The organism is Sphingobacterium sp. xlx-130 (assembly GCF_011007405.1).
Classification (GTDB): domain Bacteria; phylum Bacteroidota; class Bacteroidia; order Sphingobacteriales; family Sphingobacteriaceae; genus Sphingobacterium; species Sphingobacterium luzhongxinii.
The window spans coordinates 547436-564599 of record NZ_WFKN01000005.1 but is presented as its reverse complement, the minus strand read 5'-3'; the positions used below and the strand labels follow the sequence as shown (position 1 = coordinate 564599).

The following is a 17164-nucleotide window of genomic DNA, read 5'->3' as shown; positions in this document are numbered from 1 at the left end:
TCCTTTTTTCCACTAGTATTTGTTTCGGCATCAAAGCTATTACGCCAAATTTTGGCTAGTATTGCTATATTGCAGTGAAATCAACTAATAATAATGAAACAGTCTTTATTTATACCCCTCATTGTCGGCGTAGCACTGATTGCCTCGTGTAGCTCCAATAAATATGCTGCAACAGAAAAAGTATACAAAAAAAAAGCCAAAGAATTTGCTATTCAATATAAAGAAGCTCCCTTACGAAGTCAGCTCGAAAAAATCGAAAGCATAGACAAAGAGTGGATTGGGTCCATCAATTTTGGTGTCCGCAAACCAAATTACGTAATGATCCATCATACGGCTCAGGATTCGCTGGCACAAACCGTAAAAACATTCCACAGTGCCAAAGCAGGAGTAAGTTCGCACTATGTCATCGGTAGAAATGGAAAAATAGTACAAATGGTAAATGATTTGTACCGCGGACATCACGCTGGGGCAGGTCGCTGGGGAAATGATACGGACCTAAACTCTTCTTCGATTGGCATTGAGCTTGACAACAATGGCACTACAGACCCTTGGACAGACAAACAGATTCAAGCTCTTATACAACTCTTGACTTACCTTAAGAAAACATATAACATTCCCCAAGCAAATTTCATCGGACATATGGACTACGCTCCTACACGCAAGAACGATCCCTCTAGATTTCCCTGGAAAATCCTTGCAGATAATGGTTTTGGATACTGGTATGATGAATATTTGGAAAACGTTCCAGCGAACTTCGACCCTCGACTCGCTTTACGCGTGATCGGATATGATGTGAAAAATCTTGATGCCTCCATTAAAGCATTTAAACAGCATTACATACAACGCGATACAAACACTGCCCAACTGACGGAAAATGACCTAAAGGTACTCTACTCCATCTTTAAAAAGTTCTTATAAGCAACAAGGGGCATGTTACATGCCCCTTGCTATTTTATTTAACGACTGATCCATAAAGATCGAAATCTTCGGCCCGATCGACAGTGACATTTACAAAATCACCTATCCTAAGATAGTTATCTTTTGCACTTAATATCACTTCGTTATCCACTTCTGGTGAATCGTACTCGGTACGCCCAATATAGTAATCTCCATCTACCCGGTCGATCAATACCTTATAGGTATTTCCTACTTTGGTCTGATTGATATCATAAGATATTCCCTGCTGTACCTCCATAATGGCATCTACGCGCTCTTGTTTGACGTCTTCCGACACATTATCTTCTAGGTTATAAGCATGGGTTTTCTCTTCGTGTGAATAGGTAAAACAGCCCAGACGATCAAAACGAGTCTCTTCTACCCAAGAAAGCATTTCTTCAAAATCTTGCTCCGTCTCCCCAGGATACCCGCAGATTAATGTCGTCCTTAATGCAATATCAGGTACCTTATCCCTTATTTTATTTACTAAGTCTATCTGCTTCTGCTTGGTCGTACCACGACGCATCGAAGTCAACATATTGTCGGTAATATGCTGCAATGGCATATCAAGATAATTACAGATATTACTGCGCTCATTCATCGCATCTAAGATATCCATTGGGAATCCGGATGGATAAGCGTACTGCAATCGTATCCAATCTATACCTTCCACATCAGAAAGATGTCGCAACAGGTCAGAAAGATTTCTTTTGCCATATATATCCAGTCCATAATAAGTCAGGTCCTGAGCAATAAGAATAAGTTCCTTCGTGCCATTTGAAGCAAGAAATTTGGCTTCTTTCACCAGATCTTCTATGGATTTGGACACATGCTTGCCCCGCATTAGTGGAATAGCGCAGAAAGAACAGGGCCTATTGCAACCTTCTGCTATCTTAAAATAAGAAAAATGAGAAGGTGTCGTCAACAAACGCTCGCCCAGTAGTTCATGTCTATAATCTGCACCTATAGAGGACAACAAATCCGGCAAATCATTCGTCCCGAAATAAGCGTCTACGTTCGGTATCTCTGTCTGAAGTTCGGGTTTATAGCGCTCGGAAAGACAGCCTGTAACGATTACTTTATTCACCTTCCCTTGATCCTTCAGCTCGGAAAACTGTAATATTGTATCTATAGACTCTTGCTTCGCATTGTCAATAAATCCACACGTGTTAATAACGACAATGTCATTGGCTTGAATATTATTGGACTCGTGAACGACATCAATCTGATTACCTTTCAATTGTCCCATCAAAACCTCACTATCGTGAATATTTTTTGAACAGCCCAAAGTAACCACGTTAACTCGTGGTCTCGCTGTCGAAATTGCAGCTTTTGTTTGCTTTGTTTTCATTTAATTATTATCTCTTATGGCTGGTCAGAGCCCGCTCGAAATCCAAAGTGTCCTCACTTTATAGTATTGAGCATTGATCACAGACCGATTAAGCCCCCTACAGGCTGCCATCGTATATATATTTCTTGGAGAAATCGATGCCAAGCTTACAACCGGCATCCCGGAAGCTTACTTAAAGAGTGACTCTACAAATTCCTTCTTATTAAACAACTGTAAATCATCAATCTTTTCACCCACACCAATATACTTGACAGGAATTTTGAACTGATCTGATATTCCGATCACAACTCCACCTTTTGCTGTTCCATCCAATTTGGTTAATGCCAAGGCATTAACATCCGTAGCTTGGGTAAATTGAGTACACTGCTCGATCGCATTTTGCCCGGTGGAAGCATCCAAAACCAATAGGATCTCATGAGGCGCACCAGGAATGACTTTTTGCATCACATTCTTAATCTTCCCTAACTCATTCATTAATCCGACTTTGTTATGGAGACGTCCAGCTGTATCTATAATAGCGACATCATCACCATTAGATACCGCAGACTTTATCGTATCAAAAGCAACTGAAGCAGGATCAGAGCCCATCGCTTGCGCTACCACACGCACACCGACACGCTCTCCCCATAATTTTATTTGATCCACTGCTGCAGCTCTAAATGTATCGGCCGCACCTAAAACCACACTGTTTCCAGCGGCCTTCAACTGATGAGCTAACTTCCCTATTGTAGTTGTCTTTCCAACACCATTCACGCCGACAACCATAATAACATAAGGCTTGTGATTGCCATACTCGAAATTCTGGAAATCATCGCTATTGTTTTCTGCTAATAATTCTTGGATCTCTTCTTTTAAAAGTCGGTTTAATTCTTCCGTTCCAACATATTTGTCCCTTGCAACGCGCTGCTGAATACGCTCTACAATCTTTAAAGTAGTAGTCACACCAACATCTGAAGTTACCAATACTTCCTCCAAATTGTCCAAGACATCATCGTCTATCGTAGCTTTACCAACGACAGCCTTCGTGATCTTCGAGAAAAAACCTTCCTTAGTCTTTTCTAACCCTTTGTCCAGGGCCTCTTGTGCCTCAGGTGTAGGTGTCTCTTGCTTCTTCTTAAAAAAATCGAATAACCCCATGTTTACAAATTATCTAAAGATGAGCTCAACTTAAGCTCGGTTAAAGAATTAAAAAGTCAGAAGTAACGTACTTTATAGCATTTTGAGCTTTCAACATTCCGTTTTCTTCATGCTTCGAAAGCAAATATACTAAAAAAGCCCTTTCGGCTTATGCACCAAAACGGCTCTTAAATTTTCTAAAGAAAAACTTTAAAAAAGGAATATCTTCTGCTTATTTATTTGCTGCAGCCACGACATCTTTTACGTTGTCATTGTGCACCATGCTTTCTTTGAAAGTATAAGCCCCTGTTTTAGCAGACTTAGTTGTGATGATTACTTTAGTATACTCTTTACCACCACCTTTTTGTAACGATGCTACCGCTTTCTTTGCCATAGTATGATATTTTTAATATGAGCAAGTATAACACTTGTTCAAATATGAATTATTTAATTTCTTTGTGAACAGTTACTTTTCTCAATACTGGATTGAATTTTTTCAATTCCAAACGCTCAGTAGTGTTCTTTTTGTTCTTCGTAGTGATGTAACGTGACATACCTGGAAGACCACTTTCTTTGTGCTCAGTACATTCTAAGATTACCTGTACTCTATTTCCTTTTTTAGCCATTGTTTTACTTTATTTTAATCCGTCAACGACGGATCGATTTCATGAATATCTTTAATTAACAGGCAGTTATCTACTAAACGTATCCTTTTTTGATAAATTTACTGATAACCGAAGTAATTCCGTTTTTGTTAATTGTCTTAATTGCAGACGTAGATACTTTTAACGTAATCCAACGATCTTCTTCAGGAATGTAGAAACGCTTGGTTTGTAAATTAGGATAAAACTTACGCTTGGTCTTAACGTTCGAGTGAGATACGTTATTTCCTTTTAATGCCGTTTTGCCTGTTAAATCACAAATTCTTGACATGATATTTATTTTTAATGTTGTCTATTTACACAAATCACCTTTGCACTCTCTGCAAAGAGTTTGCAAATATCTAAATTTCTTTTTGGATTTACAACAATTCAGACTAGAATTATTTTTCAAAATAATAGAAAACAGGCTTTACCCACAAAGGTATGTGTTTTGAAATACTATTTTCCTTTTGGATCTACAAAATAGTTTTCAACAATTCACATTTAAAGAAATGTGAAAATAGGAGGGGAGTCGCCAAAAGTTTGACAAGAAGACTAATTTAATTAAGTTTGTTGGCATAATATATCTCGACAAATTTAATGTTACAAAAGACCAAAGGTATCGCACTCAAAGTAACTAATTACTCAGAGAGCAGTATTGTCACCCAAATATTTACAGAAAACCTTGGTTTGCAATCCTATTTAATTAACGGCGCACGAAAGCCTAAGGCAAAAATACATGTCAATATGCTACAACCGCTCCACCTTCTGGATATGGTGGTGTATGTAAAAGAAGACAATTCCTTACAGCGCATCAAAGAAGCTCATCCAGCTCCCGCCTTAATACAGATTCCATTAAATATCAGAAAAAGTGCTGTAGCTTTGTTCTTAAACGAAATTTTGTATAAAGTACTTCGACACCAACAACCCGACCCCCAGTTGTTTCATTTCGTGTTTCAGTCTATCCTTTGGTTAGATCAAACCGACCTGCCCATTCATAATTTTCATTTATGCTTTTTGATGAAACTAAGTCGGTTCCTCGGCTATCTGCCCAGTACAACGGCACAATCAAAACCTTATTTTGATCTTATGGAAGGACGTTTTATCGATAATCTACCTGCACACAGCTTTGTACTACAAGAGCCACATACAAGCTTATTTCGTGCCATCCTCAATAGCAGCTACGAACAGAGTCATATGTTAATAATAAAACACGCAGATCGTATATATATACTCGAACAAATCATCAATTTCTACAGGCTACACTCGGACAACTTTGGAGCAGTAAACTCATTAGAGATTCTAGAAGAAATTTTCCATTAAATTTCCAGTTCTAAAAAATTACTCTATTTTTGAGTAACAATATTTTTGTTACAAAACTTTACTACTAATAAATTATAACAACTATGGAATGGTATTTAAAAGTCGTTAGAGACAATTATGCAAATTTTAATGGACGTGCCAGAAGAAAAGAATACTGGATGTTTACCTTACTCAATTTTATTATCGGTAGTGTCATATTGAGGTCCCTCGATATGATCTTTGGCTTGACATTCGGACCTACAGAAGGTGTGCCTTGGTATAGCCAAAACGGAACATTGAGTTCTATCTATTCACTTGCTGTTTTAATTCCAAGTATAGCCGTATCGATAAGAAGATTACACGACGTTGGCAAATCCGGATGGAATCTACTATGGATATTTACCTGTATAGGTATTTTTTATGTTTTGTATCTACACATCCAAGAAGGCGACCAAGGTCAAAATGAATATGGAGCAGATCCAAAAGGTGGTGAAAACGAAGATCCTTTTGCAGGACAACGCGATGTAAATAACCCATTCTCGGGGCAAAACAATCCGTTCTCTAATCAGAACAATCCGTTCAGAAACGACAATCCATAATCGTTAATTTAAGCGCAAAAAAAGGCCGAAACTTTAAGCGTTTCGGCCTTTTTCACAATAAATATATAATAGAATCTACTAGATAACTTTTACATTTACCGCGTTAAGACCTTTGCGGCCTTGCTCAACTTCGTAAGTGACATCATCACCTTCACGAACTTTGTCAACCAATCCTGAAACGTGAACAAAAATTTCGCTCTCGCCTGATGCAGGGACAATGAAACCGAAACCTTTGGTCTCATTAAAGAACTTTACTTTACCTTCTTGCATTACTTTAATTTATTAATTTCTCTAAAGATAATGGATAAAAAACAAAAACTTACCATTTATTTTAAAACTATATTAAACATTTTGTCATTTTCTTTGTCTATCGATGTATTAAACTTTTAGAAATATAGTCTCATGAAACAAATAATCGCTTTATTCTTTTTAATCAGTTCTGTCGTTATGGTAAACGCGCAAAGTACAAATATAGAAAGTAGCAGAAAAGTAGCTACTAAAGGATATGCCGAAAAAGAGGTCACTCCAGACATTATTTATCTTTCTGTTAGCCTCAAAGAGTTTTATATGGATGGTAATATGAAGAAAAAAGTAACGATAGAAACCATAGAAAAACAACTTTTTGATGCAGCTATGGCAGCAGGTGTAAAAAAAGAAGATTTTACTATTCAAAACATCTATAGCTACAATTACGAAAACAAGAAAAAAAACAATGAGTTAATGCAGTCCCGCCAATACCGTATCAAGGTTACAAATCTAAATGGCCTAAATAGTATGCTAGAAAAAATTGACCCTCAGGGATTGCAAAGCACATCAATTAATGGCTACGATCACTCTCAAAAAAGAGAAATTGAACGTGAGTTAAAAACTCTCGCAGTGAAAGATGCAAGACAAAACGCAGAAATACTTGCGGCGGCCGACGGGCAGTCCGTTGGCAAAGCTCTGGTTATCAACGATAATAGCAGCATCAATTTCAACGATTTGATACCTATGCCACGAGCAATGTATGCTAAATCAGCGAATATGGATATGGCTGGGGGAATGGAGTCCAGTGATTTAAACATTGATATCCGTCCTATTAAATTGACTTGTTATATTGACGGTGTTTTTGAATTAAAATAACGTGAGCACAACACGCAAACCAGATCGTATTCAAAAACTCAAAAAGGACTTTCTTTGGGTTGAGCGTGTATCTTTAATTTTAGATAACAAATTTAATATTGGGGGATTCAGATTTGGTCTGGATCCCTTATTAAACTTAATCCCTTATGCCGGTCAATTTATTGCCTTTGCGACTTCAATTTTACTAGTTCTCGTGATGCTCCGCAATGGAGTCGGTTCCAAAGCGGCAGTAAAGATGTTACTAAATGTCATTTATGACGCATTCTGGGGTTCCATTCCTTTATTTGGTCAGATTTTTGATTTTTTTAATAAAGCCAATCAGAAAAACATTGTTATACTACGTGAGCATTATTTTGAAAATAAACACCAAGGAAGCGCGAAAGGATTATTGATTAGTATCTTCATTGTATTACTACTCGTTTGTATAGTCCTATTCTACTTTATGTGGACAATCACCGCCTGGTTCATCAATTATATCCATAATCTATTCTAGATTATAGTAAAGATCTAGAGCTATTTACCGCCATTTTTCAAACAACAATTCGTGAAAGCAAAGCTTTTTATTTAGGTTTGTATATGTCTAAAACGAGAATTTTTGCACTGGTCATGCTTGCCCTGATTTTGGGTGCTATATTGACAAATCCTCCTAGAGAACAATTTGAAAAGGTTATAAAAACCAAAGCAACAGAGATTCTCAAAAAACAACTAAAATACAAAGACCAAGATGCAGTCCGTCTAGGCATGACATTATTTGGCGATAAAATCACGCAAGATTTTATGGATCGGACTATCTCTATAAAAAACTATTATTTATTCTCTATCGTAAGGCTCAAATGGCAAGACAAAGAGACTCCAATAGGGGTAGGAGCCTTCAAAACTGTATGGTTAAGCTCTAAAATCGATGAAAAGGCAGATGAGATAATTGGCATATTAAAAGATTTATAATGCTGGAGATTCTCTATAAAGATGATTTTTTGGTTGCTGTAAACAAGCCCCATGGTCTACTCGTGCATCGGTCTTCAATAGCCAACGACACCAGTGAATTTGCCCTTCAAAAACTACGAGATCAAATAGGTATGCCGGTTTATCCAGCACATCGTTTGGATAGAAAAACGGGGGGAGTTTTATTATTTTCACTGGACAAAGAAACTGATAGACTGACACAATCTCTCTTTGCAGAAAAAAAAATAGACAAACGTTATCTAGCTATATTACGAGGCTTCTGTCCGGATAGCGGAGTCATTGACTACCCTTTACTTAAAGAAAATGGTAGTTCGCAAAATGCTGTAACCCACTTCCGTCGACTAGTGCAGGCTGAGATAGAAGTTCCACATGGAAAGTTCTCTACATCTAGGTATTCATTGGTAGAAGCTAACCCCGAAACGGGAAGAATGCATCAGTTACGTCGGCATTTTGCACACATACTTTACCCAATAATAGGGGATAGGCCTCACGGCTGTAACAAGCAGAATAAACTGTGGAAAGATCGTTTTGAGATGGACACCATGTTACTCCATGCGACAAGTCTATCTTTTCAACATCCTCATTCTGGACAAATCATTGAAATAAAAGCAGATTTGCAACCTGAATTCCTACGCGTACTTGACATCCTAAATATAAATCTGTAACATGAAAGATCTTATCCTCGAAGTATTATGCTCCATCATGGGCCTGAGTGCAGCTTCAGGGATTTATTACCAAGAAAACACGCTATACATCGTCTGTGATGATAGTAACTATCTTTACACCTACAGTATCCCACAAAACCTAATAGACAAACATCTTTTAATTGATAGGTCAAATCAAAATGAAAGGGTACACAAAAAAAATAAGCTAGATTTTGAATCAATTTTCATGTACAATGATTCGTTACATCTGCTTGGCTCTATGTCCACATCCAGCAGAACAACAAATTTTCAAGTCCCGCTCGCATCACTCAACTTAGCCAAACCTTTCTCGACCGATACATTGTCTGAAAATATACACGCGCAATTGGGTATCAGTAGTGAAAACCTCAATATTGAAGGCTCGTTTTTACATGGAGACACGCTCTATCTCTTTAACAGGGGTAATGGCCCTGAAAAAAAGAACGGTATCATATTAGCAAAGAAAGACTTCTCAACACCTATACGGTATATAGACATACCACTACCTGAACAAGAAGCCGGAAGTCCTGCATTTACAGATGCTATTTTGCTCGAAGAAAAAATATACTTTATTGCGGCCATTGAACAGACAAACTCAACATATGAAGACGGGCAAGTAGGAGGATCCTTCTTTGGAACTATAGACTTTAACACAATGACTTTAACCTCGTTTATCCCAATCTCTGGGATTCATAAATTTGAAGGACTTTCTTGCTATCAAGAAAACATAACAACGTTGACATTTCTACTTTGTGAAGATTCAGACCAGCAAGCCACGTCAACCACGATCTATAAACTCTCGGTTGCAAAATAAACCGACCTATTTTTATCAATATTGCAAAATATAAGGCCATAATCTCAACTTTATAAGTATTTTTGTAATAATACATTTTATATAGCTAAAGAATGAAACTTTCATGGTGTAAATTGTGCAAAATAAGAAAATGCACACCCCATTCATGATAGCTTCATGTCGTTAAAAAACAATTAATTTCTGATGAAAAACACAGCTTTGACAGATTTGCATGTATCATTAGGTGCAAAGATGGTCCCTTTTGCGGGTTTTAATATGCCTGTACAATATTCTGGCATAAATGATGAGCACGAAACAGTACGTAATGCTGTAGGCGTTTTTGACGTGAGTCATATGGGAGAGTTTATCTTGAAAGGAGAAAAAGCTCTGGATTTAATCCAAAAAGTATCTTCTAACGATGCATCTAAGCTATACGACGGTAAAGTACAGTATGCTTACTTGCCAAACGAAAACGGCGGAATCGTTGATGATTTCCTGACTTACAAATTGGATGATCAAACCTATCTTTTGGTTGTTAACGCCTCGAATATTGAGAAAGATTGGAACTGGATAAGCAAGTTCAATACTTTTGGGGTTGATATGAAAAATATCTCCGACAAAACATCTTTATTAGCGATCCAAGGTCCTAAAGCTGCGGAAGCACTACAATCGCTTACCGACATAGAGCTTGCTTCCATGGAATACTATACTTTCCAAAAAGGAACGTTTGCCGGTGTTGAAAATGTTATCGTATCTGCGACAGGCTATACCGGTGCTGGCGGATTCGAGATCTACGTCTCCAATGACGATGTGAGAACTGTATGGGATGCAATTTTCAAAGCAGGAGCGCCGTTCGGCATCAAACCCATCGGACTAGGAGCTCGCGACACCCTTCGTCTAGAAATGGGATTCTGTCTATACGGAAATGACATCGACGATACCACCTCGCCTCTAGAAGCCGGTCTTGGTTGGGTAACAAAATTTACAAAGGAGTTTGTAAATTCTGAAAATTTAAAAGCAGAGAAAGAGGCTGGTACCCCGAAAAAGCTAGTTGGTTTTGAAATGATAGAAAGAGGTATTCCTCGTCATGATTATGAAATCGTAGATATAGAAGGCAATGTAATCGGACGCGTAACCTCAGGAACACAATCTCCTACACTGAAAAAATCTGTAGGTTTGGGCTATGTCAATAATGCCTTTACAAAAGAAGGAACAGATATCTATATCAATATAAGAAATCAGAAAATCAAGGCTATAGTCAAAAAACCTCCCTTTGTAAAATAGGGAATTAAAATATTGTCATATAAAAAACGAAGAAGGGTTAATATTTAGATATTAACCCTTCTTCGTTTTACTACCTTTAGCGGTCTTTTCTTGCTGTCGCTTCACCAAATCTGTCTTCACATATTTAAGAAGAACTACCTTTAAATAGATTAAAACCACCGATATGGCTATAGCAGCTCCTAAGATCAACATATTACCGCTTTGGTAAGCTGCGACACCACTCATAATCAGAAAGATTATACCTAAATTCAGTAGTAAGTTTAAAATAAAATGTTTCTTCATTTTTTTATATTTTCTTTACCAATTACCCGCTCTCTGACGAATGCAAAATACACAACGCCTCCTAAAATATTTGTCAAAATAACAAAAAGTATCAACAGGATACGTTCTACATTGGTCACCCCAGTAGACAGCATTACCTCCCGCAGCACCAATATGACCCATATCATAGATATTAGCAACGACACACTAAGCAACACCAAAGAAAAGGGTGCCTTAAGCATCATCATCGCTACCGTCAATAAATAAAAAGCCAGACTAAAATAGAATGCCTGTTTAGTCTGGTGAAATAAATTTTTCATTCTTCGAAAATACGAAATTTTTTTTGATCAGGGTTTATGGAAAGATCCCCAGCTCTTCATAAGCAACTCCTATTTTATTAATAGCGCAGATAAATGCCGCCGTCCTCAAATCTTCAACGCCAGGCGTATTCATCCACACATCCCGAATCTCCTGGTAGGATCCCATCATCGTATCTTCCAATCCAGAATGAACCAAATCAATTTCATCTGGTCCCTTCAAAATCAGCTTACGTTCCTTCTCTGATATCTTCTTATTCGTGAGATCCTCTACAGAGTTCATAATTTCTGCATAACGATTTTCACTAAATCTCTTCTCTAGACGACCATAACGAACATGACTTAAGTTCTTCAACCATTCGAAATAAGATACTGTAACTCCTCCTGCATTAAGATACATATCGGGGATTACCAATACCCCCTTTTTGTTAAGAATTTCATCTGCCTCTGGTGTCAATGGTCCATTTGCAGCTTCACCAATTATCTTTGCTTGAATACGTTCTGCATTTCCGGCATGGACTACAGCCTCCAAAGCAGCGGGGATCAAAATGTCACAAACTTGCTCTAGCCCCTCTTCTGCGTTTTCGATATTTTTTGCTCCCGGAAAATTTAAAAGCGATCCATTTTTAGATCGATAAGCTTGCGCAGCATCAACATCTATACCTTCTTCATTATAGATTGCCCCATTATATTCTATCAATCCAACAATAATAGCCCCTGCATTTTGACAAAACTTGGCAGCATGATAGCCAACATTTCCCAAACCTTGTACTATAACCCTTTTACCTTTTATTCCCGGAGTCAGCCCAAACTTCTTCATGTCCTCCTCAATAGAACATGCCTCCCGTATACCGAAAAACACACCTAAACCTGTCGCTTCAACCCGACCTCTAACACCTCCTTGTGAGATCGGTTTGCCCGTAACACAAGCCATGGCATTAACGTCATTGGGATTTAGAGAGGAGTAGGTATCAACGATCCAACTCATTTCTCTTCCACTCGTCCCATAGTCTGGAGCGGGAACATCTATTCCCGGTCCAATAAAGTTCTTTTTACACAACTCCGAAGTATATCGCCGTGTTATCCGTTCTAAATCAGAGACACTATACTTAGATGAGTCAATCTTAATACCTCCTTTACCGCCACCAAACGGTACGTTCACTATCGCACACTTGTAGGTCATCAGGGCAGCAAGCGCCATCACTTCATCCTGATTCACCTCCATACTAAAACGGATACCTCCTTTACATGGCAATTTGTGGTGAGAATGTTGAACTCTATAAGCTTCAATAACCTCTATTTGATCGCCGATGCGAACTGGGAACTTTACGCGGAGGATAGAATTACAAGCTTTAATTTGTTCTAAGATCCCTTTGGAAAACCGAGTAAACCTAGCGGCTTTATCAAAGCTTCGCTCTACTCCTTCGAAAAAACTATATGTATTTGTTGCTGACATAAGCGTCTATAATTTGTTATATAAAATTAACAAAAACAGAAACGAATACACTGGCTTTCAGCTTTTTTAATAAAAAATCAACAAAAGACACTCAAAGCTATTAATTCATCATTCTGTGTTCCCAAAGCTTATAATTTTCATTATAAAAAACATATAACCTCAACTAATACTACGGCAAACTTCAATAATACAACAAAAGAGGTACTCATGAGAATACCCCTTACACACTTAACAAAATAATCTCTAATTGATTATTTTAGTATACATCCATCTCGGGATCAATCTCTTCCTTCCAAGCCAATATTCCGCCTTTGAGGTTAGACAGGTTATCAAAGCCCTGTTGCTCTAATAACATAACAGCTTGCGCGCTACGCTTTCCTGAACGACATTGAATAATAACTGGAATATCTTTAGATACCTTTTCCGACTCTATCAAGATTCCCGCTAAGGGTATATTCAAACCATTCAAATTAGAAACGTCATACTCAAATGATTCCCGAACATCAATCAACTGAAATTCTTCATTGTGATCCATCATTGATTTTAATTCTTGAACTGTAATTTCTTTCATATGTATAAAATTTGTCTTTAATAATTAATATTAACACACCTTTTTAATCAGTTACCATTACGCAACATATAAACCATTTATATAGTTCTTTGTTTTAATTTTGATCTGATCAAACTTAGATAAAATGCTTGGAATTCCCGAATACATAACTAAAAATATATCAAGCATATTTACTAAATTGTACCATTGCTACTAAAAATATAAAAGATGAAACACATCCTTTTCGTATCCTTGATGTCCACATTATTACTTGGCGGATCTGCTTTTTGCCAGTTGCCGGCCCAAGCCATTGTAGACAGACCCTATATCGACCGAATTTTAAATACGCTAGCCTCGGACGAAATGAAAGGTCGTCATGCCTTAACCGAGGATGCAGACCGAGCCGCAGATTTTATCGCAAAGGAATTCCAAGAGATTGGTCTTACCCCATATGCTGAAAATAATTATAGGCAAACATTTTACATGCAACAAGTGCGTAAAAAAAACAGCTCCATTATCTGGGAAGGTCATGTTTTAGAGGAAAATAGCTTTTTGATACTAGGAGACGAAGCACAGACTCACTGGAATTCTTCTTCAAATATTCCCGTACATACAATAACTAAAAAGGACGATTTTGCGAGCTCCTTTAGAATGTTTGCCCAATCGTCAGAGAATGCGATTATCCTGGTAGACCCTTCATTCAGTTCGTTTATAGCCCGCTTTAATAAAATCTATAACAGAGAAAATATTGTTTCTACGACGGGAACCTCTGCAACGAAAGTTTTTGTTGTCGCGGATAAAATCACCAAAGATTTCGAAATTATAAACAACAATAATATTAAACCTATTTCTCTTTCAAATGTAGCCGCAGTTATTCCGGGCAAGTCAAAGCCTAATGAATATGTTATATTCTCCGCTCATTATGATCATATTGGTATAATTAAATCCGAAGGAACAGACTCTATCGCTAATGGAGCCGATGACGATGCCTCCGGTACAACAGCAATGATCAGTTTGGCAAAATATTATAAAAACCTTAACAATAATGAACGAACATTAATTTTTGTCGCTTTTACCGCTGAAGAAATTGGGATGTTTGGTTCCAAATATTTTTCAAACAATATCAATGCGGACAGTGTCGTAGCCATGATAAACATCGAAATGATAGGAAAGGACGCTAAGTTTGGTCCAAATTCTCTTTATATAACCGGTTATGACAGGTCCAATCTAGGAAGTCTCATGCAGCAGAATTTAGCGGGATCTTCATTCAAATTTTATCCAGACCCTTACCCACAACAAAACCTCTTCTATCGCAGTGACAATGCTGTTTTAGCGGCTTTAGGTGTACCTGCACATACCTTCTCCACTTCCCAAATTGACAAAGATAAATTTTATCATACGGTCAAAGACGATGTCACTACATTAGATATTGATAATATAAAGGCAAGTATTGAAGCGATAGCTATAGGGGCTACAGGTATCATTAATGGCTCTCAAACCCCCAGTCGTGTAGAAAAACTTAAAGATTAGATATCTTCACCCAGGCAAATGAAGTCTGAGGAAATAAAATCCAATCGGAAGAAGCCGCTATGCGCCGTTTCAAAAATACCATGATCAACTCGGTTCAATCCTTGTGAAGATTTAACGGTCTTATCATTCACATAAACTTTTTCTCCTTGTGGCTTCCACTTTTCATAATGTCCTTTTACAAAAACATGCCTTCTATTGTCACAGAAAGCGACAATATTAATTGCGGTAGTACATTTATCCGCCAAACCATCCAGACTCGAACAAAGGATATTCGCTGCGGAATAAGAATTAGAAATTAAATAATCGAACGCACTATCCAAAAAGGAATTCCCAAGAGGAAACACCTTCGTCTGCTCCTGAATTAAGATAGAGGTATTTCTAGAAAAAATAACATCTATTTTTATTTCGTCTGCAAGTAGAAAATCTACGGCACATTCATCAACAATAATAGTGGGAGACCACTCTAAAAGTTGATCCAACATTTCCCTATCCAAAGCTTTAAAGTCTTGGATTAGAAGCGCAGGCTCCTGATTCTCCCGTACGATATGGTGTGAAGACATTTCTTAAGAAGTTAGCACATAAATTAGGAGGGCTCCAAAGACTAAGAATTCAGTTCCCCAATCGTGATATAAGCCATCAAACCGATGCTCAATTCCAAAGCATCTTCGTCAATGTCAAATGTAGATGTGTGGACCGCCGAATTAATTCCTTTGCCCACATTTCCTGTACCTAGTCGATAAAAACAAGCAGGAATCTCTTGTGAATAATATGCAAAATCCTCACCTGCGGGCCAAAGCTCCAAATCAACAACATTCTCTTTTCCTAAATACTCTTCGGCAAGGGTCCTTGATTTCTTTGTCAACGTCGGATCATTAGTCAAAAAAGGATAACCCTTGCGTACCTCAAAGTCGCAAGTAGCTCCCATAGCTTCCGCTATCCCAGTGGCGATGTTCGTCATTCGCTGATGTGCCCCTTCGCGCCATTTCTCATCATAGGTACGAAAAGTTCCCTCCAAATAAACCTCATTTGGAATAATATTCGTTGCTCCATTAGCCACGATCTTTCCCCAAGACAATACCGTTGGGATTCTCGGATCTGCATATCTACTTACCACCTGTTGTAAAGCGGTTATAATTTGAGCTGTAATAGCAATAGGATCTATATTTTGATGTGGGTGAGCTCCATGACCTCCTTTACCTTTGACTGTCATATAAAGTTCGTCCGTAGAAGCCATGTACTGCCCGGATTTAAATCCAACCTTACCAACTTCAATAAAAGGCATCACGTGTTGACCAATAATAGACGCAGCATCAGGATTCTGTAATACCCCTTCCTTAATCATCAAAGAAGCTCCGCCCGGAAGCTTTTCTTCTCCGGGTTGAAATATTAACTTCACCGTACCACCAAAATAAGGCCGCAACTCTTGTAAGATTCTCGCAACCCCTAATAGCGAAGAGGTGTGTACATCATGTCCACAAGCATGCATAATACCCGGTCGTTGTGAACCATAAGACCGGCCCTCTACTTCTGTGATAGGAAGAGCATCCAGATCTGCGCGCAAAGCGATAACTTTATCAGAAGGCAATTCTCCCTTAATAAGCCCCACAACCCCAGTATTGGCCATAGGTTGATAGCTAATGCCAAGATCTGATAAAGTCTTCTTTATAAATGAAGCGGTTTCAAATTCCTCAAACGAAAGCTCTGGATTACGATGAAGATGACGGCGTATATCAACAGTTTCTGGAAAAAAAGCTTTTGCCAACTGTTGAATATCATGCTTGAGATTACTCATAACTGGACAGATTTATTCCCAAACCCAAATGTCTTCTTGAAAAACAAAAACATTACTATATTGGTTCCTTAAGACACGCATAAAATTATTCGCTTCGGATCGACTTGTAAAATCACCTACTTTTACTCTATAGTTAGGTTCATCGTAGTTGATGTAACTGTCCATATCTGCATATTGGTTCTTAAACCGACCTTGGACAGCATAGGCTTCATTTCTATTTGAGCCGGAGTATATCTGTACACGAAATCCCCTTTTCTTGACACGAGTTGCTTTACTTTTATCGACAACCTTTGGTCCTAAACTAATACTGCGTGTTGTTGTTGGGTTGATTTCATGTTCTGCTCTGAAACTCTGCAAAATGGATATCAGCGTATCCTTAGACACTTCCACGACACCAGTTTGTTGTGCTTTAGCAGACAATACCATTGTCCCTAGAACGAAACCCAAAATCAACCCTTTATTCAACAT

23 protein-coding genes are annotated in these 17164 nt (G+C 38.0%); 10 read left to right on the top strand and 13 right to left on the bottom strand.

Features of this window, described 5'->3' with window-relative positions; translation table 11 throughout:
• The first annotated feature begins 93 nt into the window (after positions 1–93).
• Positions 94–918 (top strand): N-acetylmuramoyl-L-alanine amidase, encoded by an 825-nt coding sequence (locus G7B18_RS11370; RefSeq protein ID WP_164110088.1) that lies wholly within the window; start codon positions 94–96, stop codon positions 916–918.
• 34 nt (positions 919–952) lie between these two features.
• Here the strand turns inward: G7B18_RS11370 and rimO are convergent, their stop codons facing one another.
• The 5 genes from rimO to rpmB form a co-directional block, all read right to left on the bottom strand.
• Entirely contained in the window at positions 953–2287 is a 1335-nt protein-coding gene (rimO, locus tag G7B18_RS11365) for a 30S ribosomal protein S12 methylthiotransferase RimO (RefSeq protein ID WP_164110086.1), read from the bottom strand.
• 168 nt (positions 2288–2455) lie between these two features.
• Complete coding sequence (ftsY, locus tag G7B18_RS11360) at positions 2456–3424, bottom strand: signal recognition particle-docking protein FtsY (RefSeq protein ID WP_164110083.1); 969 nt, start codon at positions 3422–3424, stop codon at positions 2456–2458.
• 211 nt (positions 3425–3635) lie between these two features.
• Entirely contained in the window at positions 3636–3797 is a 162-nt protein-coding gene (locus G7B18_RS11355; RefSeq protein WP_164110082.1) for a DUF4295 domain-containing protein, read from the bottom strand.
• Between the two features lie 49 nt (positions 3798–3846).
• Positions 3847–4029: a 50S ribosomal protein L33 gene (gene rpmG / locus G7B18_RS11350; RefSeq protein WP_002998409.1), complete on the bottom strand. Its 183-nt coding sequence runs from the start codon at positions 4027–4029 to the stop codon at positions 3847–3849.
• Positions 4030–4102: 73 nt separating this feature from the next.
• Positions 4103–4336, bottom strand: a complete 234-nt coding sequence (rpmB, locus tag G7B18_RS11345) for a 50S ribosomal protein L28 (protein ID WP_021069554.1) — start codon at positions 4334–4336, stop codon at positions 4103–4105.
• A gap of 308 nt (positions 4337–4644) precedes the next feature.
• On the opposite strand from rpmB, the gene recO reads away from it, so the two are divergent.
• Both recO and G7B18_RS11335 read left to right on the top strand, forming a co-directional pair.
• Positions 4645–5367, top strand: coding sequence for a DNA repair protein RecO (recO, locus tag G7B18_RS11340; protein ID WP_164110080.1), 723 nt, complete (start codon positions 4645–4647; stop codon positions 5365–5367).
• Between the two features lie 83 nt (positions 5368–5450).
• Positions 5451–5945 carry a DUF805 domain-containing protein gene (locus G7B18_RS11335; protein ID WP_164110078.1) on the top strand — a complete coding sequence of 165 codons (495 nt, stop codon included), beginning with the start codon at positions 5451–5453 and terminating at the stop codon, positions 5943–5945.
• A 78-nt stretch (positions 5946–6023) separates the two neighbouring features.
• Here the strand turns inward: G7B18_RS11335 and G7B18_RS11330 are convergent, their stop codons facing one another.
• Positions 6024–6215, bottom strand: a complete 192-nt coding sequence (locus G7B18_RS11330; RefSeq protein ID WP_079642953.1) for a cold-shock protein — start codon at positions 6213–6215, stop codon at positions 6024–6026.
• Positions 6216–6347: 132 nt separating this feature from the next.
• On the opposite strand from G7B18_RS11330, the gene G7B18_RS11325 reads away from it, so the two are divergent.
• The 6 genes from G7B18_RS11325 (at position 6348) to gcvT (ending at position 10790) form a co-directional block, all read left to right on the top strand.
• Positions 6348–7067 (top strand): SIMPL domain-containing protein, encoded by a 720-nt coding sequence (locus G7B18_RS11325; RefSeq protein ID WP_164110075.1) that lies wholly within the window; start codon positions 6348–6350, stop codon positions 7065–7067.
• Between the two features lies 1 nt (position 7068).
• On the top strand, positions 7069–7560 hold the full coding sequence (locus G7B18_RS11320; RefSeq protein WP_164110073.1) for a DUF4112 domain-containing protein: 492 nt from the start codon (positions 7069–7071) through the stop codon (positions 7558–7560).
• An 83-nt stretch (positions 7561–7643) separates the two neighbouring features.
• Positions 7644–8012: a DUF4359 domain-containing protein gene (locus G7B18_RS11315; RefSeq protein ID WP_164110071.1), complete on the top strand. Its 369-nt coding sequence runs from the start codon at positions 7644–7646 to the stop codon at positions 8010–8012.
• Positions 8012–8695 carry a pseudouridine synthase gene (locus G7B18_RS11310; RefSeq protein WP_164110069.1) on the top strand — a complete coding sequence of 228 codons (684 nt, stop codon included), beginning with the start codon at positions 8012–8014 and terminating at the stop codon, positions 8693–8695. The genes G7B18_RS11315 and G7B18_RS11310 overlap by 1 nt, the downstream gene beginning before the upstream one ends.
• A 1-nt stretch (position 8696) precedes the next feature.
• Complete coding sequence (locus G7B18_RS11305; RefSeq protein ID WP_164110067.1) at positions 8697–9527, top strand: DUF6929 family protein; 831 nt, start codon at positions 8697–8699, stop codon at positions 9525–9527.
• A 183-nt stretch (positions 9528–9710) separates the two neighbouring features.
• Positions 9711–10790 carry a glycine cleavage system aminomethyltransferase GcvT gene (gene gcvT / locus G7B18_RS11300; RefSeq protein WP_164110065.1) on the top strand — a complete coding sequence of 360 codons (1080 nt, stop codon included), beginning with the start codon at positions 9711–9713 and terminating at the stop codon, positions 10788–10790.
• 51 nt (positions 10791–10841) lie between these two features.
• Here the strand turns inward: gcvT and G7B18_RS11295 are convergent, their stop codons facing one another.
• The 4 genes from G7B18_RS11295 to G7B18_RS11280 all read right to left on the bottom strand — a co-directional run bounded on the left by G7B18_RS11295 (position 10842) and on the right by G7B18_RS11280 (position 13395).
• Complete coding sequence (locus tag G7B18_RS11295) at positions 10842–11072, bottom strand: DUF6358 family protein (protein ID WP_164110063.1); 231 nt, start codon at positions 11070–11072, stop codon at positions 10842–10844.
• Positions 11069–11371, bottom strand: a complete 303-nt coding sequence (locus tag G7B18_RS11290; protein WP_164122608.1) for a hypothetical protein — start codon at positions 11369–11371, stop codon at positions 11069–11071. The genes G7B18_RS11295 and G7B18_RS11290 overlap by 4 nt, the downstream gene beginning before the upstream one ends.
• Before the next feature lie 34 nt (positions 11372–11405).
• The gene (locus tag G7B18_RS11285; RefSeq protein ID WP_164110059.1) at positions 11406–12824 is read right to left on the bottom strand and encodes a Glu/Leu/Phe/Val family dehydrogenase; all 1419 of its coding nucleotides are present in this window, start codon (positions 12822–12824) and stop codon (positions 11406–11408) included.
• A 256-nt stretch (positions 12825–13080) separates the two neighbouring features.
• On the bottom strand, positions 13081–13395 hold the full coding sequence (locus G7B18_RS11280) for a rhodanese-like domain-containing protein (RefSeq protein ID WP_164110056.1): 315 nt from the start codon (positions 13393–13395) through the stop codon (positions 13081–13083).
• Positions 13396–13602: 207 nt separating this feature from the next.
• Between G7B18_RS11280 and G7B18_RS11275 the strand changes: the two genes are divergently transcribed.
• On the top strand, positions 13603–14904 hold the full coding sequence (locus G7B18_RS11275; protein WP_164122606.1) for a M20/M25/M40 family metallo-hydrolase: 1302 nt from the start codon (positions 13603–13605) through the stop codon (positions 14902–14904).
• Here G7B18_RS11275 and G7B18_RS11270 read toward each other — a convergent pair.
• The 3 genes from G7B18_RS11270 to G7B18_RS11260 are packed head-to-tail and all read right to left on the bottom strand — an operon-like array spanning position 14901 to position 17164.
• On the bottom strand, positions 14901–15464 hold the full coding sequence (locus G7B18_RS11270; protein WP_164110053.1) for a thiamine diphosphokinase: 564 nt from the start codon (positions 15462–15464) through the stop codon (positions 14901–14903). The genes G7B18_RS11275 and G7B18_RS11270 overlap by 4 nt on opposite strands.
• 41 nt (positions 15465–15505) lie before the next feature.
• Positions 15506–16696: a M20 family metallopeptidase gene (locus G7B18_RS11265; protein ID WP_164110051.1), complete on the bottom strand. Its 1191-nt coding sequence runs from the start codon at positions 16694–16696 to the stop codon at positions 15506–15508.
• Positions 16697–16708: 12 nt separating this feature from the next.
• Positions 16709–17164 (bottom strand): SPOR domain-containing protein, encoded by a 456-nt coding sequence (locus G7B18_RS11260; RefSeq protein WP_164110049.1) that lies wholly within the window; start codon positions 17162–17164, stop codon positions 16709–16711.